General features: G+C 66.8%; 25 protein-coding genes. 18 read left to right on the forward strand and 7 right to left on the reverse strand.

Annotated elements, in window-relative coordinates; translation table 11 throughout:
- Positions 1 to 42: 42 nt before the first annotated feature.
- From HV681_RS23260 to HV681_RS23330, 15 genes are all read left to right on the forward strand, one after another.
- Positions 43 to 849: an ABC transporter ATP-binding protein gene (locus HV681_RS23260; protein WP_175125219.1), complete on the forward strand. Its 807-nt coding sequence runs from the start codon at positions 43 to 45 to the stop codon at positions 847 to 849.
- A 4-nt stretch (positions 850 to 853) separates the two neighbouring features.
- On the forward strand, positions 854 to 1,657 hold the full coding sequence (locus HV681_RS23265; RefSeq protein WP_175125220.1) for an ABC transporter permease: 804 nt from the start codon (positions 854 to 856) through the stop codon (positions 1,655 to 1,657).
- A gap of 51 nt (positions 1,658 to 1,708) precedes the next feature.
- Complete coding sequence (locus tag HV681_RS23270; RefSeq protein WP_217467867.1) at positions 1,709 to 2,713, forward strand: zinc-binding dehydrogenase; 1,005 nt, start codon at positions 1,709 to 1,711, stop codon at positions 2,711 to 2,713.
- A gap of 22 nt (positions 2,714 to 2,735) precedes the next feature.
- Positions 2,736 to 3,161 (forward strand): PaaI family thioesterase, encoded by a 426-nt coding sequence (locus HV681_RS23275; protein ID WP_175125222.1) that lies wholly within the window; start codon positions 2,736 to 2,738, stop codon positions 3,159 to 3,161.
- Positions 3,162 to 3,173: 12 nt separating this feature from the next.
- The gene (locus tag HV681_RS23280) at positions 3,174 to 4,028 is read left to right on the forward strand and encodes a VOC family protein (RefSeq protein WP_175125223.1); all 855 of its coding nucleotides are present in this window, start codon (positions 3,174 to 3,176) and stop codon (positions 4,026 to 4,028) included.
- A complete protein-coding gene (locus HV681_RS23285; RefSeq protein ID WP_175125224.1) occupies positions 4,018 to 5,556 on the forward strand; it encodes a class I adenylate-forming enzyme family protein in 1,539 nt (512 codons plus the stop codon). The genes HV681_RS23280 and HV681_RS23285 overlap by 11 nt, the downstream gene beginning before the upstream one ends.
- A gap of 94 nt (positions 5,557 to 5,650) precedes the next feature.
- The gene (locus tag HV681_RS23290) at positions 5,651 to 6,736 is read left to right on the forward strand and encodes an ABC transporter substrate-binding protein (RefSeq protein ID WP_175125225.1); all 1,086 of its coding nucleotides are present in this window, start codon (positions 5,651 to 5,653) and stop codon (positions 6,734 to 6,736) included.
- The gene (locus HV681_RS23295) at positions 6,733 to 7,494 is read left to right on the forward strand and encodes an ABC transporter ATP-binding protein (RefSeq protein ID WP_175125226.1); all 762 of its coding nucleotides are present in this window, start codon (positions 6,733 to 6,735) and stop codon (positions 7,492 to 7,494) included. Before HV681_RS23290 ends, HV681_RS23295 begins: the two co-directional genes overlap by 4 nt.
- A gap of 4 nt (positions 7,495 to 7,498) precedes the next feature.
- Positions 7,499 to 8,281: an ABC transporter permease gene (locus tag HV681_RS23300; RefSeq protein ID WP_175125227.1), complete on the forward strand. Its 783-nt coding sequence runs from the start codon at positions 7,499 to 7,501 to the stop codon at positions 8,279 to 8,281.
- On the forward strand, positions 8,253 to 9,032 hold the full coding sequence (locus HV681_RS23305; RefSeq protein ID WP_254595050.1) for a class II aldolase/adducin family protein: 780 nt from the start codon (positions 8,253 to 8,255) through the stop codon (positions 9,030 to 9,032). Before HV681_RS23300 ends, HV681_RS23305 begins: the two co-directional genes overlap by 29 nt.
- Positions 9,033 to 9,060: 28 nt before the next feature.
- Positions 9,061 to 10,053: an ABC transporter substrate-binding protein gene (locus HV681_RS23310; RefSeq protein ID WP_175125228.1), complete on the forward strand. Its 993-nt coding sequence runs from the start codon at positions 9,061 to 9,063 to the stop codon at positions 10,051 to 10,053.
- Between the two features lie 466 nt (positions 10,054 to 10,519).
- Complete coding sequence (locus HV681_RS23315) at positions 10,520 to 11,521, forward strand: ABC transporter substrate-binding protein (RefSeq protein WP_175125229.1); 1,002 nt, start codon at positions 10,520 to 10,522, stop codon at positions 11,519 to 11,521.
- A gap of 292 nt (positions 11,522 to 11,813) precedes the next feature.
- A complete protein-coding gene (locus tag HV681_RS23320) occupies positions 11,814 to 12,671 on the forward strand; it encodes an ABC transporter permease (RefSeq protein ID WP_175125230.1) in 858 nt (285 codons plus the stop codon).
- Positions 12,668 to 13,951 (forward strand): quaternary amine ABC transporter ATP-binding protein, encoded by a 1,284-nt coding sequence (locus HV681_RS23325; RefSeq protein WP_254595051.1) that lies wholly within the window; start codon positions 12,668 to 12,670, stop codon positions 13,949 to 13,951. The genes HV681_RS23320 and HV681_RS23325 overlap by 4 nt, the downstream gene beginning before the upstream one ends.
- 125 nt (positions 13,952 to 14,076) lie before the next feature.
- On the forward strand, positions 14,077 to 14,451 hold the full coding sequence (locus tag HV681_RS23330; protein WP_175125231.1) for a tautomerase family protein: 375 nt from the start codon (positions 14,077 to 14,079) through the stop codon (positions 14,449 to 14,451).
- A gap of 86 nt (positions 14,452 to 14,537) precedes the next feature.
- Here the strand turns inward: HV681_RS23330 and HV681_RS23335 are convergent, their stop codons facing one another.
- The 3 genes from HV681_RS23335 to HV681_RS23345 all read right to left on the reverse strand — a co-directional run bounded on the left by HV681_RS23335 (position 14,538) and on the right by HV681_RS23345 (position 17,313).
- Positions 14,538 to 15,503 carry a Bug family tripartite tricarboxylate transporter substrate binding protein gene (locus HV681_RS23335; RefSeq protein ID WP_105240027.1) on the reverse strand — a complete coding sequence of 322 codons (966 nt, stop codon included), beginning with the start codon at positions 15,501 to 15,503 and terminating at the stop codon, positions 14,538 to 14,540.
- 86 nt (positions 15,504 to 15,589) lie between these two features.
- Positions 15,590 to 16,069, reverse strand: coding sequence for a MaoC family dehydratase (locus HV681_RS23340; RefSeq protein ID WP_175125232.1), 480 nt, complete (start codon positions 16,067 to 16,069; stop codon positions 15,590 to 15,592).
- Positions 16,066 to 17,313 carry a CaiB/BaiF CoA transferase family protein gene (locus HV681_RS23345; protein ID WP_175125233.1) on the reverse strand — a complete coding sequence of 416 codons (1,248 nt, stop codon included), beginning with the start codon at positions 17,311 to 17,313 and terminating at the stop codon, positions 16,066 to 16,068. Before HV681_RS23345 ends, HV681_RS23340 begins: the two co-directional genes overlap by 4 nt.
- Positions 17,314 to 17,384: 71 nt before the next feature.
- On the opposite strand from HV681_RS23345, the gene HV681_RS23350 reads away from it, so the two are divergent.
- Entirely contained in the window at positions 17,385 to 18,290 is a 906-nt protein-coding gene (locus HV681_RS23350) for a LysR family transcriptional regulator (RefSeq protein WP_254595052.1), read from the forward strand.
- 16 nt (positions 18,291 to 18,306) lie between these two features.
- On the opposite strand, the gene HV681_RS23355 is transcribed toward HV681_RS23350, so the two are convergent.
- From HV681_RS23355 to HV681_RS23365, 3 genes are all read right to left on the reverse strand, one after another.
- Positions 18,307 to 19,443 (reverse strand): AAA family ATPase, encoded by a 1,137-nt coding sequence (locus tag HV681_RS23355; RefSeq protein WP_175125235.1) that lies wholly within the window; start codon positions 19,441 to 19,443, stop codon positions 18,307 to 18,309.
- Positions 19,440 to 20,315, reverse strand: a complete 876-nt coding sequence (locus tag HV681_RS23360) for an RNA ligase family protein (protein ID WP_175125236.1) — start codon at positions 20,313 to 20,315, stop codon at positions 19,440 to 19,442. Before HV681_RS23360 ends, HV681_RS23355 begins: the two co-directional genes overlap by 4 nt.
- A 309-nt stretch (positions 20,316 to 20,624) precedes the next feature.
- Positions 20,625 to 21,758: a metallophosphoesterase gene (locus HV681_RS23365; RefSeq protein WP_175125237.1), complete on the reverse strand. Its 1,134-nt coding sequence runs from the start codon at positions 21,756 to 21,758 to the stop codon at positions 20,625 to 20,627.
- 179 nt (positions 21,759 to 21,937) lie between these two features.
- Here HV681_RS23365 and HV681_RS23370 point away from each other — a divergent pair, with 179 nt between their 5' ends.
- Positions 21,938 to 22,459: a GNAT family N-acetyltransferase gene (locus HV681_RS23370; RefSeq protein WP_254595053.1), complete on the forward strand. Its 522-nt coding sequence runs from the start codon at positions 21,938 to 21,940 to the stop codon at positions 22,457 to 22,459.
- A gap of 207 nt (positions 22,460 to 22,666) precedes the next feature.
- The gene (locus HV681_RS23375) at positions 22,667 to 24,256 is read left to right on the forward strand and encodes a GGDEF domain-containing protein (protein WP_254595058.1); all 1,590 of its coding nucleotides are present in this window, start codon (positions 22,667 to 22,669) and stop codon (positions 24,254 to 24,256) included.
- A 109-nt stretch (positions 24,257 to 24,365) separates the two neighbouring features.
- On the opposite strand, the gene HV681_RS23380 is transcribed toward HV681_RS23375, so the two are convergent.
- Entirely contained in the window at positions 24,366 to 25,385 is a 1,020-nt protein-coding gene (locus HV681_RS23380) for a histone deacetylase family protein (RefSeq protein WP_175125240.1), read from the reverse strand.
- Positions 25,386 to 25,526: the final 141 nt, after the last annotated feature.

Raw genomic sequence — 25,526 nt, forward strand, 5'->3', positions numbered from 1 at the left:
CCAAGCCCGGCGTGCAAGGCATCGTCATCAACCGTGCCTTTCATGACCGATCTTTCCGCCATCCATCACGTCCATCGCATATCTCCCGACCGCCAGCCCGCGTCCGCCGCCATCTCGCTGCGTAAGGTGTCCAAGCGCTTTGCGCGCCGCAACGACTCGCCGCTGCAGGTGCTCGAGGGCATCGACCTGGACATACCGCATGGCCAGGTGGTCGCCATACTGGGTGCGTCAGGCTGCGGCAAGAGCACGCTGCTCAATCTGATTGCGGGTCTCGCGCATCCTGACGAGGGCAACATCCTGGTGGAAGGCGCCAGCACGGCGGCGTACACCGACTGGCGCGCGGTGGGCTATCTGTTCCAGGACGACCGGCTGCTGCCGTGGCGCACCGCGCGGGACAACGTCTGCTTCGGCCTGGAGGCCACGCGCTTGCCACGCGCCGAACGCCAGGCGCGGGCGCTGGCCGCGCTGGAATCAGTGGGGCTTGCCGGTTTTGCGTCGGCCTACCCGCATGAGTTGTCCGGCGGCATGCGCAGCCGCGTGGCCCTGGCGCGCAGTCTGGTGAACGAGCCGCGCATTCTGCTGCTGGATGAACCGTTCTCCAAGCTGGACCCCGGCACCCGCGCGCAGATGCACGCCGAGCTGCTGGACATCCAGGCAAGCCGCGGCATGACCGTGGTGTTTGTGACGCATGACGTCGAGGAAGCGGTGGTGCTGGCCGATCAGGTGGTAATTCTGCGGCCGCGGCCCGGTCGCATCCGCGAGATCGCGCCCGTGACGCTGACCAGGCCGCGCGCGCCGTCTCAACCCGAGGTCGCCGAGCTGATCCGTCAGTTGCGCGTGCGGGTGTAGCGTCATGAACCAGACTTCGATTTCGGCCGTCCGCGTGTCGGCATGGCGTGTCCTGGGCGGCAATGCGGGCCGGCGCCTCTTGCTGGTGGCGCTGCTGCTGGCCGCATGGGCGTTCGCCGCGCGCGGCGTGCCCGCGTACATCCTGCCGGGTCCGGCACGCGTGGCCGACGCGCTGGGACGGTTGGTTTCCAGCGATACGTTCTGGCGCGACCTGGGCGTGACTTTCTGGCGGGTCATCGCGGGCTTCTCGTTGGCCGCCGTGGCGGGCACGGCGCTGGGGCTGCTGTTCGGCAGCCGCCGCAAGCTGGGCGAGTTCTTTGAACCCGTGCTGGCCGTCACCAACACAATTTCCTCGGCCATCTGGGCCATCTTCGCCATCATCTGGTTCGGCATCTCCAACGCCACGACCATCTTCGTGGTGTTCATGACCGCGCTGCCGCTGATCCTGACCAACGTCTGGCAGGGCGCCCGCTCGGTGCGCGCCGACCTGGTCGAGCTGGCGCGCAGCTTCCGCATGCCGCCGCTGCGCATCCTGCGCACGATCTATCTGCCCTCCATCCTGCCCGACTTCTTTTCAGGCGCGCGCCTGGCGTTCGGCTTCGGCTGGCGGGTGTCGCTGGTGGCCGAAACCATCGGCGCGTCCAACGGCGTGGGCTACAGGCTGCGGCAGGCGGCCGACCTCGTGCAGACCGATCAGGTGTTTGCATGGACGATCACGCTGGTCGGCCTGATGGTGCTGATCGAGTTCTGCGTGCTCAAGCCGCTTGAGACGCACCTGTTCCGCTGGCGCCGCGCCGCGGCGGACTGATCTTCTTCCCGCTTTTTTTCCCCTCACGGATCCAATCACATGTCCCAAACCATGAAGGCGCTCGTGCTCAACGCGCACGGCGGCCTGGACCAACTGTCGGTCGTCCATGACAAGCCTGTGCCCCAGGCGACTCCCGGCCACGTCGTGGTGCGCGTGCGCGCCTCGTCCTTCAACTACCACGATGTCTTCACGGTGCAGGGCATGCCCGGCATCAAGGTGCCGCTGCCGGTGATCATCGGCCTGGATCTGGCCGGCGACATCGCCGAGGTCGGCGCGGACGTCGAAGGCTGGAAGGCGGGCGACCGCGTGCTGGTCAATCCGCTGAATCGCGAGAAGGGCCTGATGGGCGAAATGCTGGACGGCGGCATGGCGCAGTACTGCCTGGTGTCGGCGGCGCAGCTTCTGCCGTTGCCGGCCAACGTCACGTATGAACAGGCGGCCGCCTTGCCGGTGGCCTATGGCACCGCCCACCGGATGCTCGTCACGCACCGCACCGTGCAGGCCGGCGACAAGGTGTTGATCCTGGGCGCCAGCGGCGGCGTCGGCACGGCCAGCGTCATCCTGGCCAAGCGCCTGGGCGCCGAGGTGATTGCATGCGCCAGCGGCGCGGACAAGCTGGCGCGTTTGCGAGAGATCGGCGCGGACCACGTTGTCGACTACCGCGAGACTGACTTCTCCAAATGGGCGATCCAGCAGTATGGCAAGCCGCAGCGCCGCGGCACGGAAGGCGGGGTGGACGTGGTGGTGAACTTCACGGGCGGCGACACCTGGGTGCCGTCGCTGCGTTGCATCCGTCGAGGCGGGATCCTGCTGACGTGCGGGGCCACCGCGGGCTACGACCCCAAGGAAGACCTGCGCTACATCTGGAGCTTTGAACTGACCGTCAAGGGTTCCAACAGCTTCTACGACGAGAACCTGCTTGCGCTGCTGGACCAGGTCGACCGCGGCGAGATCGCGCCGCTGATCGACCGCGTGGTGCCGCTTGAAGAAGCGGCCGAAGGCCTGGCCGCCATCCGCGACCGCAAGGTCATCGGCAAGATCATCGTCGCTCCCTGAATCCCAATCGGAACCTTTGAACATGTCTGAACAGAACCTGCCCGCCGCGGCCGATATCCAGGCGCGTCTCCTGCGCAGTCCCTATCACCAATGGCTTGGCCTGAAAGTGCTGTCGGTCGGCGACGGCGAGATTGTGCTGCAGGCCACGTGGCGCGAGGAATGGTCGGTCAACCCCGACAACCCCTACACGCACGGCGGCATTCTGGCCGCGCTGATCGACCTGACCGCGGACTGGGCGCTCGTCTCCCACACGGGCCGTGGCGTGCCGACGGTGGACCTGCGGGTCGACTATCACCGGCCGGCGATCCAGGGCGACCTCACCATCCGTGGCAAGGTCGTCAAGGCCGGCAAGCAGTTGTCGGTGGCTGAAGCGCGCATCGAGGACGCCCAAGGCGCGCTGCTGGCCAGCGGGCGCGGCGTGTATCTGACCGCGCCGCCCAAGGGCTGAGGGGAGAGGGGCATGAACAGCGCTCTGCCGCTCGATCACCTGGTGATCAATACGCGCTTTGGCACCGATGCGGCCGCGCGCCTGTTCGCGGCGCTGGGGTTCACGCTGACGCCGCAAGGCCGCCACGCGTTCGGGTCGGTGAATCATCTGATGGTGTTCCAGGACGATTACCTGGAGCTGATCGGCCTGCCGACCGACGGTGGCACCTTGCGCCAGGAGATCCTGGACAACCCCGCGGGCATCGACGGGCTGGTCTACAAGCCGGCCTCGGCCGACGCCGTGCATGCCGCGCTGACGCGCGCCGGCGCGGCGGTGGCGCCGCTGCATGCCTTCACCCGTCCGCTTGAACTGGACGGCGTGCAGCACGAAGCCAGCTTCCGCACCGTGCGCTACCAGCCCGGCGCCTTCGAGGCCGGCCGCGTCTATTACTGCCAGCACCTGACGCCGGAACTGGTGTGGCGTCCTGAATGGCAGTCGCACGCCAATGGCGTGCGTGGCCTCGCGGGCCTGACGCTGGTGTCCGCACACCCGCAGGCCGATGCGCAGGCGTACGCGCAGGCGGCGTTCGGCCAGGTCCATCTGGACGGGCGCGGCTTTTCGATCCCCAGCCCCGGCTTTTCGGTCGATCTGCTGGATGCCGACGCCTATGCCCAGCGCTACGGCGATCTTGCGTGCGATGCGCTGGGCCGCGACAGCTTCTTCGGCGCCATCGCCTTGCGCGCTGGCAATCCCGATGCGCTGGAACGGCACGTCGCCGCGCTGGGCGACGACCTGCGCGCGCGGCCCTGGCAACGCGATGGATTGAGCGGCCTGGCCGTGGCTTTGCCGGGCTTGAACACCTTACTGGACTTCGTCTATGAGCACTGATCCCGGCTTTCATGCCTACAACCTGGGCGGGCTCACCCCGCCGGGCGCCAAGCCCGACGATGTGGCGGTGATCGCGCTGGACGATGCGCAGAACGAGACGCGCCTGACGGTCGGGGAGCTTGATGGTCTGTGCAATGCCGTCGCGCGCGGGCTGCTGCGCCGCGGGCTGCAACGCGGCGATCGCGTCGCGGTGCTGGCCGCCAACAGCGCGCAGTTCCTGGCCGTGCTGCTGGGCGCGCAGCGGGCGGGCCTGGTTGTCGTGCCGGTGAACTACAAGTTTCCGCGCGCCTTGTCGGACTTCGTCATCCAGGACAGCGGCGCGCGGCTGGTCTTCTGCGATGCCGCGCGGCGCGCGCAGACACCGTCGGATCTGCCCGTCGTGGAGTTCGGCGCGTCCGGCGAGGCCGGGCTGGACGCCTTGCTCGACCCGGGTCCGTTCGAGGCCGTGACGCCGGCGCCGCACGAAGCCGCGTTCTTCCTGTACACGTCCGGATCCACCGGCAAGCCCAAGGGTGTGGTGCTGTCGCACCGCAGCCATCTGTGGGTGGTGCGCACGCGGCTCGCCGGCCAAAGCCTGGCCGGGCAGCGCTATCTGATCGCCGCGCCGATGTATCACATGAACGCGCTGGCGCTGTGCCAGCTTGCGCTGGCCGGGCAGGCGACCATCGTGCTGCTGCCGCAGTTCAAGCCGCGGCCCTACATCGAGGCCATCGCGCGTTATCGCCCCACCTGGCTCACGTCCGTGCCGCCGATGATGGCGATGGTGCTGCGCGAAGAGGATCTGCTTGCCCGCGCCGACCTGAGCAGCGTGGAGGTCGTGCGCATGGGCTCGGCGCCCGTCAGCGAAGCCTTGCAGGCCGCCATCCGCCGTGCGCTGCCCCAGGCTCGCGTGATCAATTCGTACGGCACCACCGAGGCCGGCCCCGTCACGTTCGGCCCCCATCCGGCAGGGCTGCCGCAGCCTGACATGTCGATCGGCCATGCGCATCCGCAGGTGCAGGTTAGGCTGGTGGACGCCGCGGGCCACGAGAGCGACCAGGGCGTGCTGCACGTCAAGAGCCCCGGCATCATGCTGGGCTATCACAACCGCCCCGACATCCGCGCGGCCATCACCGCCGACGGCTATTACGTCACGGGCGACGTGCTGCGCCGCGACGCGCAGGGCTTCTATTACTTCGTGGGCCGCGACGACGACATGTTCGTGTCCGGCGGCGAAAACATCTTTCCCGGCGAGGTCGAGAAAGTGCTGGAGACGCTGCCCGGCGTGCAGCAGGCCTGCGTCGTGCCGGTGCCGGACGACATCAAGGGCCACAAGCCGGTGGCGTTCGTTGTGCCCGCCGCGCCCGGCGTGCTGACCGAAGACGCCGTCAAGCAGCACGTGCTGACGCACGCGCCGGCCTACCAGCATCCGCGCCGCGTCTGGTTTCTGGACGCCTTGCCGCTGGCTTCCACCAACAAGGTCGACCGCAACCTGCTCAAGCAGCGGGCGCGTGAGGCGTCGACCGAACCCGAGGCCTCGGCGGCCTGATGCGCAGTGGTGCGCCTTGGCGCGCACCGTACCGATCTGCATGAACACGCACCAGCACGACCTGAATACGAACACACACCAACGGAACACTGCAATGACCAAACCCGCACACACCCTGGCGCGCGTAGCCGCGGCCGCCATCGCGCTGGCCGCCTTTCCGGCCGCGCAGGCCGCCGACACCGTCACCGTGGCCCTGGGCATTCCGCTCACCGTCGCCAGCGGCGGCGTATACGGGCTGGGCAAGGACCTGGGCTACTTCGACCAGGAGAACATCGAGGTCAAGACGATCGTGTTCCAGGGCGCAGGCGCCTTGCTGCCCCAGGTGGCGTCCAAGAAGGTCACCATCGGGCTGCCGCTGCCCGAGCCCGTTCTGGCCAGCTACGAGACCGGCAAGACGCCGCTGCCGGTGCGCTACTTCTACAACACCATCCCGTCGAACGAGCTGGAGCTGGCGGTGCTGGCCGATGGTCCGATCAAGACGATCAAGGACCTGAAGGGCAAGAAGATCGGGGTCGGCGCGCTGACCTGGGGCACCATTCCGTCGACGCGTGCGCTGCTGCGGCAGGAATCGCTGGTGCCCGGCAAGGATGTCGACGTCGTGGCGGTGGGCGTGCTGGGGTCCGGCTTTCTGGCGCTGAAGGAGGGCCGGGTGGACGCCCTGAACTACAACAGCTCGTGGACCGCGATGCTTGAGCTGACCGGCACCAAGGTCCGCCGCCTGCCGTATCCGCCGATTTTCCAGAAGATCAACAGCAACGGCTTCATCGCGCATGAAGACACGCTGCGCGACCAGCCCGAGCTGCTGGCCCGCTTCGGGCGCGCCTACACCAAGGCGGTGCTGGCGTGCGACGCCAATCCGCGTCTGTGCGCCGAGACGTTCTGGAAGTACCAGCCCGAGGCCAAGCCCAAGGATGGCGACTATCAGAAGAACCTGGACGAAGCCATCGTGCTGGTCAAGAAGCGCATGGACAGCACGTTGCGCCGTCCCGATGGCACTGAACGCGTGGCGGGCGAATTCGATCTGGGGGTGATCCGGTCGTTCGTGGGCGCGATGCACGAGGCCGGCGAGTTCAACACCGCCGACATTCCCGTCGACAAGATCTTCAGCAACCAGCTCGTGCCGAAGTTCTCGGCGTTCGATGCCGCCGCCGTGCGCGCGCAGGCGAAGGCGGTCCAATGACGGCAGCGCCCTTGCTGCAGGCGCGCGCGGTGTCGGTGTCCTACCAGACGCGGCGCGGCAGCATCGATGCGCTGCGCGAGGTGGATCTGGCGGTGGGCGAGGGCGAGTTCGTCACGATTCTCGGGCCGTCGGGCTGCGGCAAGTCCACGCTGCTCAAGCTTGCCGCGGGGCTGCTCACCCCTACGCTCGGCCAGGTCGAAGTCGGCGGCGTGCCGGTTGAGAGGCCCAGCCGCGACATCGGCGTTGCCTTCCAGAAGCCAACGCTGCTGCCGTGGCGCACGGTGCTGGACAACGTCTTGCTGCCGAGCGAAACCGCCGGCGAGCGCGGCGCCGATGCCGAGCGCCGCGCGCGGGAACTGCTGGACCTCGTGGGGCTGCGCGACTTTGCCGGCAACTATCCCAACGAACTGTCTGGCGGCATGCAGCAGCGGGTCGGGCTGGCGCGGATGCTGCAGCGCGACCCGCGGCTGCTGCTGATGGACGAACCATTCGCCGCGCTGGACGCGATGACGCGCGAGGCGCTGACGCTGGAGTTGCAGCGGATCTGGATGCGCGACCGCAAGTCGGTGCTGTTCATCACGCACAGCATTCCCGAGGCCGTGATGCTGTCGGACCGCGTGCTGGTCATGTCGGCCCGGCCGGGCAGGGTGGTCGAGGACTTCAAGGTCGATATCCCGCGCCCGCGAACGATGGCGACGCTGGCCGAGCCCGCGTTCACCGCCGCTGCCGATCATCTTCGGCGCCACTTCATCGGATGAATCCATGCAACGACTGACCGCTGTCCTGTACCCGCTGGCCACGCTGGCCGTGGTGCTGCTGGCCTGGCATTTTTCCGTGACGTACTTCAAGGTGCCCGACTACATCCTGACCACGCCCGGCGCCGTCTTCCGCACACTGGTGTCGGTATTCCAGGACGGCACGATCTGGCGCCACATCGGCTATACCGTGGCCGCGACGCTCATCGGCTACGCCATCGGCAGCGCGCTGGCGCTGCTGCTGGGCGCGCTGCTGGCGGAATCGCGCACGTTCGAGAAATTTGTGTATCCGCTGCTGGTCGCCATCCAGGCCACGCCCAAGGTGGCATTGGCGCCGCTGATCCTGGTGTGGTTCGGCTTCGGGCTGGCGTCCAAGGTGGTGCTGGTGGTGCTGATCTGCTTTTTCCCGCTGTTCATCAACACCATCGTCGGCATCCGGCGTGTGGACCCGGACCTGATCGACGCGTGCCGCGCGTTCTCGGCGTCGCGCTGGTACATCTTCCGGCACGTGAAGCTGCCGGCGGCGTCCGGCGACATTTTTGCCGGCTTGCAGATCGGCGTGTCGCTCGCGCTGATCGGCACCGTGGTGGGCGAGCTGGTGTCGTCGGAGGCCGGGCTGGGTTACCTGATCGGATCGGCCGCGGTCAATCTGAACGTCAGCACGATGTTCGCCGGCGTGATCCTGTTGGCCGCATTCGGCGTAGCCGGCGCGCAGACGGTGCGCTGGCTGCATCGCAAGATCGTCTTCTGGGAGGCCGCCGGTGGCGCAGACACCCAAGCCCGATCCTGACGTGTTGGACGCCGCGCGCGCGCAGACGCGCATCGACCTTGCCGCCTGCCATCGGCTGGCGGCGCAGTTCGGCATGACCGATCTCATCTACACGCATATCTCTGCGCGTGTGCCTGGCGCGGAAGACCAGTTCCTGATCAATCCGTTCGGCCTGCTGTTCGACGAGATTCGCGCCGACAACCTGGTGACGGTGGGCGCGGACGGCGAAATCCTGGATGACCCGACCGGGCTTGGCATCAACCGGGCGGGCTTTGTCATCCATTCGGCGGTGCATCAGGCCCGGCCGGACGCGGTGTGCGTCATGCACACCCACACGCTGGCCGGTGTGGCGGTGTCCGCCCTGCGCGGCGGGCTGCTGCCTTATACCCAGCACGCGGCGCGCTTTCATGGGCGCATGGGCTATCACGCCTACGAAGGCGTGGCGGTCGACCTGGACGAACGCGCGCGGCTGGTGCGCGACCTGGGGCCGCACAAGGCGCTGATGCTGCGCAACCACGGCCTGCTGACGTGCGGGGCGACCGTCGGCGAGACGTTCGAACTGATGTATTTCCTGGAATTTGCCTGCCGTGCGCAGTTGCAGATCCAGGCGAGCGGCCAGTCCGTCGCGGTGCCCGACCGCGACGCCATCCAGCGTGCGGCAGAAACCTTCGACCGCGCCGCCGGCCGCAGCAGCCCGCGACTGTGGCACGCGCTGCTGCGTGGGCTGGACCGCACCGATTCCACTTACCGACACCTGCCGCCGGCGCGTTGACCGGGCAGGACTCACACCTGGAGCACTTATGAAACCCTTGCAATTGATCAAACGCGCCGCGCTCTTGGCGGTAATGGCCGGCGGCCTGGCCGCAGCGCCCGCGCATGCCGAAAAGATCCGCGTCGGCTACTGGCCCAGCGGGCTGACGCTGGGTTACGGCGCGGTGCTGGAAGCGGGCACCTTCTTCAAGGACCAAGGCCTGGAGGTGGAGTACGTGCACTTCTCGGACGTCAATGGCCCGACCCGCGCCATCGCCGCCAACGCCATCGACCTGGCTTTCGGATCTCCGGCCGCGGGCGCGTTTGCGCTGGCGACCGATGGCGTCCCGGTGAAGATCGTGCTGGCGACGCAGCCGTCGAACGTTTCCTTCGTGGTGCTGGAAGATTCGCCGATCAATACGCTGGCCGACCTGAAGGGCAAGAAGATCGGCATGTCGCCCGCGGGCAGTTCCACCGCGACCATCGCCAGCGCCGTGCTGGCCGGCAACCACGGGATCAAGGAGAAGGATTTCACGCTGGTGCCGGGCAATGAGCCGCGCCTGGTGCAGTTCCTGGCGCAAAAGGAAGTGGACGCCGCCGCGCTGCGCAATGTCACGACCGCGCAGTTGAAGGATCTGAAGGTGCGCACGTTGTCCACGTTTGGCGATCAGTGGAAGACGCTGACCAAAAGCGACAGCGTGCCCTACAACGCCGTGGGCCTGGTCCGCGCGGAGTACCAGCAGAAGAATCCGGACGCCGTTGTGCGGGCGATCGTGGCGCTGCGCAAGGCGCTGGAATACGGCCAGGCCAATCCCGCGCAGGTGGTGAGCGCGGTGCAGAAAGCGGGCAATCTGCCGCAAGCGGATGCGCAGGTGTTCGCGGACCTGTGGGATGAAAATTACCGGGTGTCGCTGAACGCGGCGGATCTGGATACGCTCGGCCGCGAGTTCCAGATCTTCAAGGACAACGGGACGCTGAAGGGGGATTTGCCGGCGGGGGCGTTGGACGCCGGGCCGTACCAGCAGTCGCTGGCCCGCAAGTAAGGGTGCCGAACTGGCCGCGCAAACCGGCCATTTCGGGCTTCCCAAGCCCGCTTTGGAACGCCCTGTATGTGTTTATCCGAACATAATGTTAACTAAATGTATCGGACATCCCCGGACGAATTTCCCCTGGGGAAAACGGCCATCTACCCAAGTGCATACCGGGTTTTCCCTGACGTTTTTCGTGGCGAATGTATCTGTTTCATTCACCCTCGGGGTTGGTCGGCATCTCAATTTCGTTTAAGATGCCGCCTTCTTCGTTCAGTTTGTTCTCTTTCTCTGAGTTCTCAAAAACCCGTTTTTGAAGCTCCCTGTCTTGCAAGACGCCGCGTCCCTCGCGGGCCGTCTTGTTGCTAGTGTCGGTTTGTATTGGCGGTTCTGCCCGTCTTCCGCACAACCCCCTTAGCTCCACGGTGCCTCCCGGGCTTGTTCCCGGCGTGCGTGCCTGAACCTATGGAGGCAAAAGCCAATGCGTTTTACCCCTGTCAAGACCCTGGCCGCCGCGGCCGTTCTGTTTGCGTTTGCCGGTTCGGCCCAAGCCGCCGACGCGCCGCAATGCGAAATCAAGCGGCCGGTCACCTTCGGCGCCATGAACTGGGAATCCAATCTGGTCCTGGTTGACGTCGAACGTTTCATCATGGAAAAGGGCTACGGTTGCAAGACCGAAACCCTGCCGACCGAAACGCTGCCCGCCCTGGCTGCCCTCGAGCGCGGCGATCTGGACATCAATACCGAAATCTGGCTGAACAGCGTGGCCGACCCCTGGGCCCGCGCCGAGAAGACCGGCAAGGTCAAGCGCATCGGTGACCTGTACATGGGCGCCGAAGGCTGGTACATCCCCAAGTACACGGCTGAGCGCCTGCCGGAACTGAAGTCCGCCGCCGACCTGCCCAAGTTCAAGGACCAGTTCAAGGATCCGGAAGAGCCCGGCAAGGGCCGTTTCTACGGCTGCCCGGCAGGCTGGGGTTGCGAAGTCACCAGCAACAACCTGTTCCATGCCCTGAAGCTTGACGACTCCTACACGCTGTATTCGCCCGGCACGGGCGCGGCGCAGAAGGCGGCCCTGATGTCGGCCTACAAGCGCAAGCAGAACGTTGTCTTCTACTACTGGTCCCCCACGCCGCTGGTCGGCGCCATGGATCTGGTCAAGCTGGACCTGCCGCCCTACGACGCCGAAAAGCACAAGTGCCTGACGTCGCCCAAGTGCGCCAAGCCTGAGCCCAGCGCCTATCCCGACAATCCCGTCTTCACGGCGGTGAACACCAAGTTCTCCGAAGATGCGCCCAAGCTGACCGAATTCCTGTCCAAGGTTTCGGTGCCGCTGCCGGTCATCAACGAAACCCTGGCCCACATGGAAGAGTCCGGCGATGAATCCACCGCCGTGGCCAAGTGGTTCCTGAAGAACAAACCCGACGTCTGGACCAAGTGGGTCCCCGCCGACGTCGCCGGGCGCGTCCAAAGCGCGCTGTAAAGCACTGTGATCCTGGCTGCGCGCCGCGGTGGCGCGTACCGGCCCTTTGAGGGACCGGACCTCTTTGCCGGGATGGCCGCCGGCCGGGCGCATGCGTCCGGCCCGGCAAGCGTGCTTGTGCCGCCACCCGCGGTGGCAGTGATACCGGTGCAGGGCACCGATGCGGATGTGATCTGCGCGATCCATCATCCGTCCAGGTGCCAGGCACCCGTCTCAGTCTCGTTGTTTTCCGCTGCGCCGGCGCGCCCGGTGGCGACACGGGCGGCGAGCGCGCCAGAATGGAGTCAAAACGATGTTTCCTGAAATTATTCCCGCCCGTCAGGTACGGGGGGCGATCGACGGCTTTGTCGATCATCTGGTCACCAACTATGCCGACACGCTGGAGACGTTGTCCCAGCCCGTGCTGCATGCGTTGGTGTGGTTGGAGCAACTTTTGCGCAACTCGCCCTGGTGGGCGGTTGTCGCCGTCACCATCGCGATCGCCTATGGCGTGAGCCGCCGCGTCGGGCTGAGCCTGGCGATGGGCGCGCTGCTGTGCGTGATCGGCGTGCTGGGCCTGTGGGACGCCGGCATGCAGACGCTGGCGCTGATGATCATGGCCGCCGGCCTGTCGGTGCTGATCGGCATCCCGCTGGGCGTGCTGATGGCGCGGGTGAATTGGCTGCGTTCGGGCATGCTGCCCGTGCTGGACGTGATGCAGACGATGCCCAGCTTCGTGTACCTGATTCCCGTCGTCATGCTGTTCGGCCTGGGTAAGATCCCCGCCATCATCGCAACCGTCATCTACGCCGTGCCTCCGCTTATCCGCCTGACCGACCTGGGCATCCGCCTGGTCGACCGCGAAGTGCTGGAAGCGTCGCGCGCCTTTGGCGCCAATCCCCGCCAGCAGCTCTTCGGCGTGCAATTGCCCCTGGCGCTGCCCAACATCATGGCCGGCATCAACCAGACCACGATGATGGCGCTGTCGATGGTCGTGATCGCGTCGATGATCGGCGCGCGCGGCCTGGGTTATGAAGTGCTGCTGGGCATCAACCGCCTGGAAGTGGGCCGGGGCCTGTTGGCAGGCCTGGGTATCGTGGTGCTGGCCGTGCTGTTCGACCGGATCACGCAATCGTATGGACAGCGCATGCGCATGGGAGGCCAGCGATGAGCAAGATCGAAGTCAAGAACATCTACAAGATCTTCGGAGCGCATCCGAAGAAGTGGCTGGAAGCCGCGCAGGGCGGCATGAGCAAGGAAGAGCTGCTGGCCAAAAGCGGCCACACGCTGGGTCTGCGCGACATCAGCCTGTCCATCGAAGAAGGCAGCATCTACGTCATCATGGGCTTGTCCGGATCGGGCAAGTCGACCCTGATCCGCCACTTCAACCGCCTGATCGAGCCCAGCGCGGGCCACATCCTGGTCGATGGCGTGGACGTGGTCAGCCTGAACAAGCGCGACCTGGAAGTCTTCCGTCAAAAGAAGATGAGCATGGTGTTCCAGCGCTTTGGCCTGTTTCCGCATCGCACGGTGCTGGATAACGCCGCGTACGGACTGACCGTCCAAGGCGTGGGCAAGGCCGAGCGTGAGCAGCGCGCCCGCGAATGGCTGGAACAGGTGGGCCTGTCGGGCTTCGAGAACCAGTACCCGCATCAGCTTTCCGGCGGCATGCAGCAGCGTGTCGGCCTGGCGCGCGCGCTGGCTACCGACGCCGAAATTTTGCTGATGGACGAAGCGTTCTCCGCGCTGGACCCGCTGATCCGCCGCGAAATGCAGGATCAGCTGCTGCAACTGCAGGCCAAGCTCAACAAGACCATCGTCTTCATCACGCACGATCTGGACGAAGCGCTGCGCCTGGGCAACCGCATTGCCATCCTGAAGGACGGCGAGCTGGTGCAGGAAGGCACGCCGGAGGACATTTTGCTGAACCCGGCCAACGATTACGTGCAGTCGTTCCTGCAGGACGTGAACCGCACCAAGGTGCTCAACGCCACGCACGCCGTGAATCCGGCGCGCCTGACGCTGACCATGCGCTCGCGCCCCGCGCATGCCGTGGACCGCATGAGCGCGCTGAACTACGAGTACGCGCCGGTGCTGGACGGCAAGCGCCTCGCCGGCGTTTTGACTGCCGAGGCAGCCGCGAAGGCCATGCAGGAAGGCGCGCGCGATGTGTCCCGCTTTGTCGAGGACCTGGCGTCGGTGCCTGCCACGGCGGGCCTGGGCGAAGTGCTGGCGCAACTGGTTCACAGCGATCAGCCGGTCGCCGTGACGGGCGAGGACGACGAGTTCCTGGGCATGCTGTCCCGCAAAAAGGTCGTGGAGCTGGTGACGCCGGCCCTGACCGAGACGCCCGTGTCGGCTGAAACCTTGACGGAAACCCCGGCTACGGCGGATGCAGACGCGTCGAACGTCCAACCGGAACTGGAACGCGAAGGCAAGGCCGCCGCCTGATTCCGGCGTTCTCCGCATGACCCCTTGCGCCCGCGTGCAGTTGCTTGCACGCGGGCGCAGTCACGATATGATGGCTTGCCGGTCGGCTTGGCCGGTTTTCCTTTTATCGGAACATCGGAATCGTCATGCCCCTCTTGAACGTCCAGATCATGCAAGGCCACACGGCCGCCCAGAAAGCCGACCTGCTCAACGCCGCGTCCAACGCGGTGGTCGAAAGCATCGCGGCGCCGCTGTCCAGCGTGCGCGCCGTGCTGCACGAAGTCCCGGCCGAACACGTGATCGTCGCGGGCGAAATCGGCAAGCGCATGGCGCGCGTGGACGTGGATCTGATCGAAGGCCGCGACGAAGCCAAGAAGGCCGCCCTGATCGCGGCGCTGAACCAGGCCGTGTGCGCCAGTCTCGACATCTCTGGCGAAGACGTCCGCGTGATCCTGCGCGACGTGCCCAAGACCGACATGGGCGTGGCAAATGGCCTGAGCGCCAAGGCCGCGGGACGTTAAGTCGCCCGGCTTACCAAAGCAGTATTGAAAACGCCCGCTTCACGCGGGCGTTTGTCTTGGCGAGTGACGCGTAGGCGCAATTGCGTTCAATCCAGCTTCACGTTCGCCGCCTTCACCACCTCGCCCCATCGCGCGATCTCGCTCTTGATGTAGGCGGCATATTCCTGCGGCGTCGACCCCAGCGCCTGCGCGCCTTGCACCTTGAGCTGCTTCTGCATCTCCGGAGATTTCAGCGCGCGCAGGATCTCGGCATTGAGCTTGTCGATCACAGGCGCGGGCGTGCCGGCCGGCACCACCACGCCCTGCCAAGCCCCCATCCCAAAACCCGGCGCCACGGTTTCCGCCACCGTCGGCACGTTGGGCAACTGGTCGCTGCGCGTCTCGCTGGTCACCGCCAGCGCACGCAGCTTGCCTTCGCGGATGAAGCCCAGCGAATCGTTCAGCGTGTTGGTCATCACCTGGACCTGTCCGCCGACCAGATCCGTCATGGCCGGGGCGCTGCCGCGATAGGGCACGTGGACCGCATCGATATCCAGTGACCGCAAAAGCAGGAGCGCGCCCAGATGCGTGACGTTGCCGGCGCCGGCAGAGCCGTACGACAGCTTGCCGGGATGCTTGCGGGCATAGTCCACGAAGGCCGGCGCCGTGTCGGCGGGCACCGACGGATGCACAAGCAGGACGAGCGGAATGACGGCCGTGGTGGACACCGGCGCAAAGTCCTTGACCGGGTCGAAGGCCAGCGAGCGATACAGGTTGGGGCTGAGCGCGATGGACGAGGTGTTGTACAGCACCGTGTAGCCGTCGGGCTTGGCCGCGGCCGCGTACTGCATGCCGATGTTGCCGTTGGCGCCGCCCTTGTTTTCGACGACGACGGTCTGGCCCAACTGGTCCGTCAACTGCTTGGCCAGCACGCGCGCCACCAGATCAGTCGGACCGCCGGGCGGGAAGGGCACCACCATCGTGATCGGGCGGTCGGGCCACGCGGCCTGGGCGCTGGCGGCGCCTCCTAGCGCCAGAATGGCCAGCGTGGTCGCCAGCAGTGCTTTTTTCATGGGTTGTCTCCTTGGGCTGTTATGGGTACTGCGGATGGGCGGCGGCGCCTCTGCGGGATGCCTGCCGCTGATAGCGGTCAGCCTGGTCAGCGCGGCCTGCCGGCCAGCATGCGCACGGCCGTGTAGGCCATCACCGGCTTGCCGTGCTGGTTGCGCACGTCGATGGCGGACGTGACGACCGCGCGGTTGTGCTGCGAGGTCGGGCGCACGCCGGTGACTTCGATCTCGGCCCAGATGGTGTCGCCGGCCACCACCGGCGCAATCATCTTCTTGTGGACCTCCAGCAGCGCCAGACCCGTTCCCTGCACCATGCCCTGCATGATCAGGCCTTCGATCAGGCCATAGGTCAGCGCGCCCGGCGCGGGGCGGCCCTGGATGGCGCCGTGGGTGTAGGTGGCGTCGATGAAGATGGTCTCCAGCATGCCGGTGACGCTGATGAAGTTGACGATGTCGGTCTCGGTCACCGTGCGGCGAAATGTCTGGAAGCGCTGGCCGACTGTCAGGTCCTGCCAGTAAAAGCCTTGGCCGAGTTGGATGGCGGGCGAGGTGTCGCGGTCTTGGGTCATGCGGGGTCCTTGGCGTTTTCAGAAAGGGGGACGTTCGCTTGCCGGGCGGCGCCGGTGTCCAGCAGCGCGTCGACGGCTGCCGGCGAGAGGCCCGCTTCGGCCAGCACGTTACGCGTGTGCTCGCCCAGGCGCGGCGGCATGGCGGGCGGCACGTGGGAATGCTGCAAACGCACGGGGTTACGCGGAAAGCGGTAGTGACTGCCGGACGCGCTTTCCAGCGGCACGAAGAAGTCCACGCTGGCCAGATGTGGGTCGGTCTCCAGATCTTCCAGCCGGTTCACGGGTGCGGCCGGGATCTGCAGCCGCTCGCACAGCGCCAGCCAGTACGCCGTGTCATGGGCCGCGACGAGGCCGGCCTGCAATTCGTACAGGGTCTCGATGTGCCGCGTGCGCGCCGAGATGTCGGCAAAGCGCGGATCCTGCGCCAGATCGGGGCGGCCGGCCGCGTTGAAGAAGTCGCGCCAATGCGCGTCGGTATAGGGCATCAGGCAGACGTGTCCGTCTGCGGTCTGGCAGGGCCGGCGCCAGGGCGTGAGCACGCGCGGATAACCGGCGTCGCCGGGCTCGTCCGCCAGATGCCGGCCATAGTAGTGCTCGACCAGCGCAAAGGACGCCATGCTTTCGAACATGGGCACTTCCAGCTGCTGCCCCTGTCCGGTACGCGCGCGCTGGAACAGCGCCGCAAGAATGGCGTGCGTGGCGACCAGACCGCACGTCTTGTCGGCGGCGACGGTGGGCAGGTAGCGCGGCGCGCCGGTCTGGCGGCCGACAAGATCCGCGAACCCCGACAGGCCTTGAATGATGTCGTCGTAGGCTGGGCGGCCGTCGTACGCGCCGCCTTCACCGAAGCCATACAGGCCGGCATAGACCAGCCGCGGGTTGCGCGCGCACAGCGTGGCGGGGTCCAGCCCCAGCGCCGCCATCTTGGCCGGCCGCATGCTGTGCATCAGCACGTCGGCCTGGTCCACCAGCGTCAGCAGCGCCTCGCGCGCGGCGGGCTGCTTCAGGTCCAGCACGATGCTGCGCTTGTTGCGGTTCAGACCCAGAAAGATCGCGGACAGGCCGGGTTCCTGCGCGGGGCCGGTTTGCCGGGTGGAGTCGCCGCCGGGCGCTTCGACCTTGATGACGTCCGCGCCGTAGTCGGCCAGGATCTGCGAGGCATAGGGGCCGAATACGACGGAAGTCAGGTCCAGGACGCGGATGCCGTCCAGCGCCGGGCCATTTGAGAGGGGAGTTGTCGTCATGGCGGAAATCCTATCGGCGCCGCACATACGCGTCTAATATGGCTTCGGTATTGCTTGATACGGAATCTGTTATGGCTATAGATTTGCGCCAGCTTCGGCAGTTCGTCACGATCGCCGAACTGGGGAGTTACCGTCGCGCCGCCGATGCGCTGCACATCGCCCAACCCGCGCTGTCGGTGTCGATCCAGAAGCTGGAGCACGCGGTAGGCGTGCCGCTGCTGGTGCGGGGCGCCAAGGGCGTCACCACGACACCCGCGGGCGACGCCCTGATGGCCGATGCGCGCCGCGCGCTGTTCCATAGCGATCAGGCGCGCCAGGCGGCGCGCCGGGTGGCGTTGGGGGAATGGGGGACGCTGCGCCTGGGCTTTGTGGGCTCGGCCACGTACATGCTGCTGCCGCGCTGCCTGCCGGCCTTCCGCGCGCAGTACCCGGATGTGCATCTGGACCTGCGCGAAGACAGCACGGTCGGATTGGTGGCGATGCTGCGCGCCAACGAGATCGACGCAGGTTTGGTGCGCGGTCCGTTGGCCGAAGACAGCGAACTGGATTCTTGGGTGGTCGAGCGCGACGACCTGATGCTGGCCGTGCCGGCCCGCCATCCTCTGGCCGACGTTGGCCCGATTGCGCTCGAGCGCATGCGGTCCGAAAACTTCGTGCTGTATTCGCCAGCCAAGGTACCGGGGTTGAACGGCGTGACGCTGGCGCTGTGTCACAAGGCGGGGTTTTCGCCTCGCATCAGCCAGGAAGCCATTCAGGTGCAGACGCTGGTCAGCCTGGTCGCCAGCGGCCTGGGCGTGGCGCTGGTGCCCGGCGTGACCCGCGCGTATTCGACGCCGCACGTGGCATTTGTGCCGCTGACCGACCCGGATGCGCAGGGCGCGCTGTCGCTGTCGCTGGTGACGCATCGCGACACCTCATGCGCATCCGTGCTGCGCCTGCGCGACAGCATGCTGACGCCGGCGCTTGTGCCTGCCTGACCCGCGCTACACCGCGCTACACCGCATAAACCACCCGGTGTGCCTCCGTGGGCAGCGGCAGGTCCCAGCGGTGCAGCATGCCGGTCAGCGTCTTGTTGGACAGCGACGTGTCGCGCCGCGCATTGCGGCGCAGCAGCTCGACACGCGGCTTTTCCAGATACACCAGCTCCACGTCCGCGTGATACGCATACAGCAGGTCCAGCGTCTTCTTGCGCATCAGCTCGCTGAGGTTGGTGGCGTTCCACACAAACGGCGCGCGGGCGCGCAGCAGTGCCTTTGCACGGTCAATGGCCAGGTGCGCGACCATGCCCTCGTTCTTGCCATGGCGCAGGCCCAGTTCCTCGCGCGCATCGTCAAACGACACCACCGGCAGGTCCCGATGATGCGCCGCCACCCACGTGTTCTTGCCGGACGCCGGCAACCCCGACATGACGATGACCCGCGAGCCCGGCTCCTGGAACAACGCATAGTCGGGATGCACGTCGGCGCCGCGGAAATAGCTGACGGCGGTGTGCGCGTCGGCAAAGGCACGGGGCTGGCCGAAGCACTGCTCGTCGCGCGCCAGCTCGCAGAAGAGGGCGATGTTGTCCAGCACGCGGGCAGAGTCAGCGCATATCCGGCCGCGCATGTCGGCTTCGGCCAGCATGGCGAGCAATGGAAGCGACACGTGCCAGGACAACTCGCGCACGATGAACTCCGGCGAGCGGCCGCGGCGCGAGCCTTCCAGCGCGAAGAACGGCACCTGATGCGTGGCGATCAGCCGGCATATCGCTTCGCGCACCGCGAACGGCACGCCCGCGTCCCACAATGCGATGCGCGCGTCGATGGCGCCCTTGCGCGAATGGCCAGGCTGGCCGATGGCGCCGGTTACCGGGTCGATCACCGTGGTGCTGTGCTTGGCCACGTCGTGCAGCAGCGCGGCCAGGAACACGATCTCCTGCTCCGCGCGGGGCGCGGCCTGGTACTGCGGCAGCGCGAGCAGCGCGTCCACCACCATCTGCGTATGCGTCCATACATCGCCCTCGCCGTGATAGCGGGGGTCCTGCGGCGTGGTCTTGGCCAGCTCCAGCGCGGGGAAGGCGGCCAGGCAAGCCGCATAGTCCGCGCCGCGCCCCGGCTGGGGCACGAGGGCCCGGATCTGTTCGTGATTCATGATGTCTCTCCCGTGCGGTCGTCGCGCAACGTGTCCCAGTCGACTGCAAGGCGCGGCGCGTACAGGTCGACGCCGTCGGCGAGCTGGTTGGGGATGAACGGCTGCTCCGAATGGTGCATGTCCGAATCCAGAATGGCCTGTACGAAGTCGCGGCGCACCCACTTGTAGCGGGCGATGGTCTTGCCGTCCGCTTCGGCCTTGATATACAGGCCTTCCGACAGATCCGACTTGTCGCACTGCTTCCACGCGCGAGCCAGGTCCAGGCCTTCGCGCAGCACGGTGGCCTCGAAGGCATCGCGCCAGCCAGCCGTCTTGGCAAGCGACGGCTTGAGCATGGCCTTCACTTCGGCCAACCGCGCGGGCGCGGGGCCTTCGTACAACACGGGCACGGACAGCACCGGACCATCGGCCAGCAACGCGCGGCGCGCGCCGGTCGACAGGAACTCGCCGGTGCGCCGGTCCAGCACGTCGAATTCAAAGAAGTGATGCGGCAGGGCGTCGTAGAACACGGAGTGCTTCTTCGACAGCGTTTCGCCGTACATCACATAGCGATCTTCCAGCCGCTCCAGCAGCCAGTCCGCGTGCGCGGCGGCCCAGGCCTTGACGAAGCTGAACTGCCGCTCGCGGCCGCCGCCCACCAGGTAGTGGCCGCGGGATTGCAGCAGCAGTTCGCCCGACGGGCTGAAGCTGATGCCGGTGTTGGCGCCGTCCAGCTTTTCTTCGACGACGAGCGTCTGGCCGGCCAACGTGCGATAAGGCACGTGGTCATGGCCTTCGTCCCCATCCTGCAGGCGCGAGCCTTCAAGGTGAGGCGTTCGGGGATATCGGAACAGGTCTAGCGATTGCGCATAGGCGCAGAAATCCAGCGTCATGGGTCTTCTCCAGCAAATGGGAAAAGCCGACGACACAGTCTTTACGGGAGGGGAAGCGGGGATGGGAGGTGTTGCGCTTCCTGGATCCGCGCCTGCCGGGCGGGGGTGTGCTCATTACATGGCGTCGAGCAGCGAATGCGGGCAGGCTGACCGCGGTACCAGGACGGTACTCGTCGGCGTTCAGGCGAATTGACGAATGGCAGACACGGTTGCACCCAAGAAGCGAAAGGCGTTGAAAAAGCAGGGCCGAATGCTAAGTCAGCGCGGCGGCGCTTGTCAATGCGCCGCCGCGTGTGTGGCAGGGCCGCGTCAGGCGGGCGGCGCGGCGCGCAGCACGATCTGCGTGATCTCCGACGGCCGGCCAAGCCGGATGGGAAAGCCTGGCCACAGGCCCGCGCCGTTGCTCACGTAGAGCTGCATGTTGCCGGCCTGGTACATGCCCGACACATAGCCTTCGTTGGCCAGCTGGGTGATGAAATGCGGACCCAGAATCTGGCCGCCATGCGTATGGCCCGACAGTTGCAGGCCGGCGCCGGCTTGCGCGTGGCGCTTGGCGCCCACGGGCCGATGGCTCAAGAGGATCACCGCCGACGACGGCGGCACGCCCTTCATGGCCGCGTCGATGTCAGGCAGGGGCTGGTTCACGCGCGCCGCCACGCTGTCGGTGATGCCCGCCAGGACCAGCGGCTGGCCGTCGCGTTCAATTGTCATGTGTTCATTGAGCAGCATGCGCAGGCCGAGTTTCCTGAAGGCCTCGATCCAGCCCAGGTACTCGGCGTAATACTCGTGGTTGCCCGGAATCGCCACCACGCCATATTGCGCGCGCAGATCGGCCAGCGGTTGCACGTCGGCGGCGCGCGCCGCAGGCGTGCCATCGACCAGATCGCCGGTAATGAGCGTCAGGTCCGGCTTGAGCGCATTGGTGCGCGCCACGACGGCCTGCATCCAGTCGCCCTGCAGCAGGCGGCTGGCGTGCAGGTCGGTCAGGTGCACGATGCGAAAGCCGTCATACGCTTGCGGCAGGTTGGGCAAGGCGACCTCGATCGTCTTGACCTCCGGCACGCGCACGGCCTGCCAGACGCCAACGGCGGACAGCGCAAGCGCGGCCACGGCGGACCCGGCGCGCAGACGCGTGCAGCCCAGCAGCGCGCGTCCGCGTCCCCGCGAGAACAGCGATATGACGAGCCCCGCCACATCCGTGACGAACAGGAAGGCGGCCAGCAGAATGAGCGCGCCAAACGCCCAGCCCAGCGTCATCAGCACCGCAGCGGGCACCTCGGGCGAGGCCATGGTGCCGAAGAAGTTGCGAGTGATGAGATGGTGCTCGGCGGCCAGCACGACCAATACGGACAGCAGTACTCGGCCGGGGGCAGGCCACTTCAATTGCCAGACGAAGCGCCAGATGACGTAGAGCGCGATAAGCCCTGTGATGACATGAAACACGTGCGAAATCCTGAATCTTGTTGTTGGAATCGCCCGGCCCGGCGTCTCGCTGCCGCCCGGACGAAATTTCCCGCGAGGGAGCGCCGATTAAAACACTGGATTCTGCGCGGCGGCTGAACATGGCGCGCGTTGATGGCGGGTCGTAGAATCGCATGCGCCTGCCGCAATCTGGAGTTGCCTTGTCCACGCTTATCCGCCCCGCCCGTCCCGAGGATGCTGCGCTGCTGCCCGCGATCGAACGATCTGCGGGCGCGCTGTTTCGCGCCGCGCCCGGCCTGGAATGGATCGCGGACGACGCGGTGATGTCTGAGGCCGACCATCTGCGCCTGATCGCGCAGGGCACGTCATGGGTGGCGCAAGCGTCGGACCAACTGTGCGGATTCCTTTGCGCCGAGCGCTTCGAAGACGCGTTGCACCTGCGGGAGCTGGCGGTCGATGCCGGTCATCAGCGCATGGGAATTGGCCGCTCCCTGGTGCAGGCCGCATGCGGCCATGCCTGGGCAGCGGGCCTGGCTGTTGTCACCCTGACGACCTTTCGCGACCTGGCATGGAATGCGCCCTGGTATGCGCGGCTCGGATTCCGCGAAGTGCAGGTAACTCCCGGCTCACGGCTGCATGCGGTGCTGGCGGCCGAGGCCAGCCACGGGCTGCCGGTTGCGCGGCGCGTGGCGATGCGCCTGCAGCGGGCACCGGACGCATAGCCCAAGCGCCGCGTTGGGCCTGCCGAGTTGCGGTTGGCGACCGCTGGATTACCCAAAAATAGTTCGGTATTCTGCGTTATCCCGGTGCGCCAGCCCGCGCCGGTGACTGCGCTGTCGTCCTCCGTGGCGTGCGCATCCGGCAGCTACGCCGATCCGGGCGATTCGCGGTGCTCTCCCCTCAGGAGCGACATGGCAAGAGAACGCAGGGTGCGCTTGTTGACCGTGCTTATTTCGCTGGCGGTGCTCAGCGTGGCGGTCGGCTTTTTCAATGCCATGTACGCGGGCTACCAGGCGCAGAAGACGCAGGTCGTCAAGAACACGCTCGACGCCAATCTGGCCTACGCGCAGAAGCTGGCGGACATCATCAACCTGTATATCCAGACGGGCGACCGGCAGCTTACCGCCGGGGCAAACCGCATCCCGCGGCTGGCGGATGCGCCCGGCGCGCTGCAGGCTGAACTGTCGGATCTGGCCGGCACGATCGAAGGCGTGACGGCGGTACTGCTGGCAGATCCCGGTGGCCGGATCACCAGCCGGTCCAAGGACAGTCCGTCGCCGCTGGCCGCCATCAAGCAACTGGACGAACTGGGCGTGCGGGAGCTGCGCGCGGGGCAATGGGCGCGGCCATGCTGCCTGCGCGGCGCGCGTTTTGCGACGCTGACACTGGTGGAACCTGTGCCAGGCCCGCAGAACGCGGTGTCGGGTTATCTCGCCGCCATCGTTGTGCTGGAGCATGGCGGCGGCCTGGACCGGCTCGTCGGCCAGCATGCGTATGCGGACGGCACCTCCGTGTATCTGGTCAACGGCGAGGGTCAGATGCTGTACCGGCATGGCGCGGACGCGGACATTGCGAGCGCGGTCCAGGCGCGCTTGTCGCCCGCCACGGGGCCGGGCGTCGAGCAAGTCATGGACGCTTCTGGCGCGGCGGTGATCGCGGGATACGCGCCGCTGGTCAAGGGCAACTGGGCGGTCGTGGTGCAGCGTCCGCTCGACAGCGCGCTGTCGCCGCTCAAGGACCTATTGGGCGCGTCGCTGCAGTTTGCCGTTCCGGCTGTGGTGCTGACCTTGTTGCTCGTCAGCGCATGCGCCTACGCGATCGCACGGCCGCTCGCACGCCTGGCTGAGGCCTTCGCCAGCGACGAGCCGGTTGGTCCGACGGCCTTGCGCGCCACCACGCTGAAGACCTGGTATTTCGAGGCCGAAAAGCTGCGGCAGGCCTTGGCCGCCGCGCAAGCGCGCCATCGGGACGAAGTCGGCCGCTTGAACACGGAATCGCTGACCGATCCCATGACCGGGCTGATGAATCGCCGCGCCCTGCGCGCGCGGATCGACGAGCTGGTCGCCGCCGCGTCGCCGTTCGCGGTCATCGCGCTCGATCTCGACCACTTCAAGCAGATCAATGATGTGTATGGCCATCCGACGGGCGATAAGGTCCTGGTGGCGCTGGCGCGGACCCTGCAGGAGAACGTGCGCGCCGGCGATCAGGCCTTTCGCATCGGCGGCGAGGAATTCGTGATGATCTTGCCGCAGCGAGGCGCGCAGGACGAAGCGCAGGGCGCCACGCGGCCCGCGGCACAGATAGCAGCCCAGGCGGCCGAGCGCATCCGGGCGGCCGTGGCGGCGCGCCCGATGCCCGACGGCGTGCGTCCGGTGACCGTGTCCGTGGGCGTGGCGCTGTGGCCGCGGGACGGCACGTCGCCGCAGGCCGTCATCAAATGCGCCGATCAGGCGCTGTACCGATCAAAGCAGACGGGCCGGGACAGAGTGACGATGTGGGAAGCGTCGGCCGAGGCTTGAACCCGCCCGGCGGCCACCAGCGATTTCGGGTGGTTCGGCTTGAACCGTCTGACCGCGGCGGCGCAGGGGTGGCGGTCAGCTTCTGACGGCCAGTGTGCCCACCGGTGGATCAGGCGCCCGCCAGGCCCGCGAAAAACCGCTTCGCGTTCGACTCCAGACCTTCGATGTAATACCCGCCCTCCTGCACGATCAGCGTGGGCAGGTTCAGTCCGCCTACGTCGCGGCCCAAGCGCTCGAAGCCGTCTTCGGACACGCTGACCATGGCCTGCGGATCCTTTTCGAAGATGTCGAAGCCCAGCGACAGCACCAGCGCATCGGGCTGGAACAACGTGATCGCGCGGCGCGCCTGCGCCAGCCGGTCGAAGAACACGGATTCGGGCGAGCCGTGCGGCATGGGCAGGTTGATGTTGTAGCCGTATCCTTCGCCAGCTCCGCGCTCGTCTTCAAAGCCTGCCACCACCGGATAGAAATTCTCGGGATCGCCGTGGATGGACACGTACAGGACGTCGCTGCGCTCGTAGAAGATCTCCTGGATGCCCTGGCCGTGATGCATGTCGGTGTCCAGGATGGCCACGCGCGGAAATTTGGACGTCAGCCGCTGGGCCGCGATGGCGGCGTTGTTCAGGTAGCAGAAGCCGCCCGCGGCATCGCGCCGCGCGTGGTGACCGGGCGGGCGGCAGATCGCGTAGGCGCTGCGGTCTCCGGCCAGCAGGGCGTCGGCGCCCGCGATGGCGCATTGCGCCGACCAATACGCCGAGTGCCAGGTTTTGGGGCCGACCGGACAACTGCCGTCCGCCAGGTAACGCCCGGCCTTGGCCAGCACGCCGCGCAGCGCATTGCGTTCGCGCACGAAGACGTTCGACACGACCTCGCCGCCCCAATCGCCGGGCAGCTTCATCCAGTCCTCATGCGCGTCCTGCAGGAAGCGCAGGTAATCCAGGCTGTGCACCGCCGCGATCGCACCCGCCCCGTCGTCGGCGGGAGCCTGGACGTCGAATCCCTGCTTGCGCGCCGCCTGCACCAGGCCGTCCAGCCGCGACGGCACCTCCTGCGGCGTGCGCATCTTGCCGCGCGAAAAGTAGGTCTGCGGATGGTGAAGCTTTTGATCGTCGTGGAAGAACGCCTTCATGCCTGGGACCTCGGGGTTGGTTGGCGCGCGATGCGCGCGGCGGCCGCGGATAGGAAACCATGAATTCTTATCCAGCGGCGTGGCGCTGCTTATGGGGGATTACCCGCGCCGCCCGGGTCGAGGTCAGTCTGAGCCGCCTTT

The organism is Achromobacter animicus (assembly GCF_902859585.1).
Lineage (GTDB): Bacteria > Pseudomonadota > Gammaproteobacteria > Burkholderiales > Burkholderiaceae_B > Achromobacter > Achromobacter animicus.